Source organism: Kitasatospora sp. NPDC047058 (genome assembly GCF_040643935.1).
In the GTDB taxonomy this organism is placed as follows: domain Bacteria; phylum Actinomycetota; class Actinomycetes; order Streptomycetales; family Streptomycetaceae; genus Kitasatospora.
Genome location: NZ_JBEYVJ010000930.1, coordinates 1 through 1,147 on the forward strand (window position 1 = coordinate 1; position 1,147 = coordinate 1,147).

Annotated in this window: 1 protein-coding gene and 1 pseudogene; both read right to left on the bottom strand. The window is 75.5% G+C overall.

Annotated features, from left to right (window positions below):
• Positions 1-341: pseudogene (locus ABZ885_RS41715) on the bottom strand (methyltransferase); the annotation flags it as partial.
• Positions 342-470: 129 nt separating this feature from the next.
• Positions 471-1,147: FAD-dependent monooxygenase (locus tag ABZ885_RS41720; RefSeq protein ID WP_360200502.1), on the bottom strand; the 677-nt coding region annotated here is incomplete at its 5' end.

The following is a 1,147-nucleotide window of genomic DNA, read 5'->3' on the forward strand; positions in this document are numbered from 1 at the left end:
GCCGCGTCGCGCCGGTGCCGCACGGTCAGCCGCTGCCGGACGACGACGCTGGGGTGCGCGGCCGCGTCGGTGGCCAGCCCGCTGGCGGCCAGGTCCGCCTGCAGCGTCTGCCGGTCCGGCGGGAGGACGAGCAGCGCGGCGTGGGCGAACCGGCAGTGGTCCGTCAGCGCCCGCCGTTCCGCGGCGTCGAGGCCGGGCAGGAGCAGCGGCAGCAGGGAGGCCGTGTCGTGCCGCCTGACGAAGTCGGCGGCTGCCCGCAGGCGGGCCGCGTCGCCCGGGGCGGCGGTGTCGTTCGCGGCGGCCGTGGCGTTCGGGCAGGCCGCATCGGGGATCGTTGTCATCGGGAAGGGGCCCTCGTTCGGATCGGGCAGGACGGGGTCGGATGGACAGCTGTGGTGTGGGCGCGTGCGGTGTGGGGACGGGTGCGGTGGCGACGGGTGTCGTCGGGGGCGGTGCCGGGCCGCCGGTGCTCAGATGCCGACGTAGTTCTCCGCGAACCAGTCCTGGTGCGTGCGCGAGGTGCGCAGCGACTCGATGCGGGAGCGGCGCAGCCGGCGGAGGAACGGTGACTCGTCGTCGGGGCCGGACATGTCGTGGAGGAGCTGGATCATCCAGTGCGAGAACTCCTGTGCGCGCCAGATGTGGGCCAGGCACTGCGCCGAGTAGCGGGCGAGGCCCCGGGAGTCGCCGCGGATGAGGTCGTCGGCCAGGGCGCGGGCGAGGAGTTCCGCCTCCAGGACGGCGAGGTTCGCGCCCTTGGCGGCGGACGGGCTGATCAGGCTCGCCGCGTCGCCGGCCAGGAGGAGTGTGCCGTGGCGCAGCGGTTCGAGCACGTCGGACTGCAGGTCGACGACGTCGCGCCGGATGATCGGGCCCGGGTGCAGCGGCCCGTGCCGGGCGGCTTGCATCCGGACGGCGAGTTCGTCCCAGATCCGATCCTCGGGCCACGCGTCGGCGGCGGTGCCGGGCTCGCACTGCAGGTAGTAGCGGGTGACCTCGGGGGAGCGGGCCATGTGTCCGGCGAAGCCGCGGCTGTGCAGCGCGTACCCCACGGCGTCGAGACTGGGCGGGGCCTGGGCGAGCACGCCGAGCCAGGAGACGCCGTGGTCGCGGTGGTGGCGGCGGACGGTGCCCGGCGGGAGCGAGC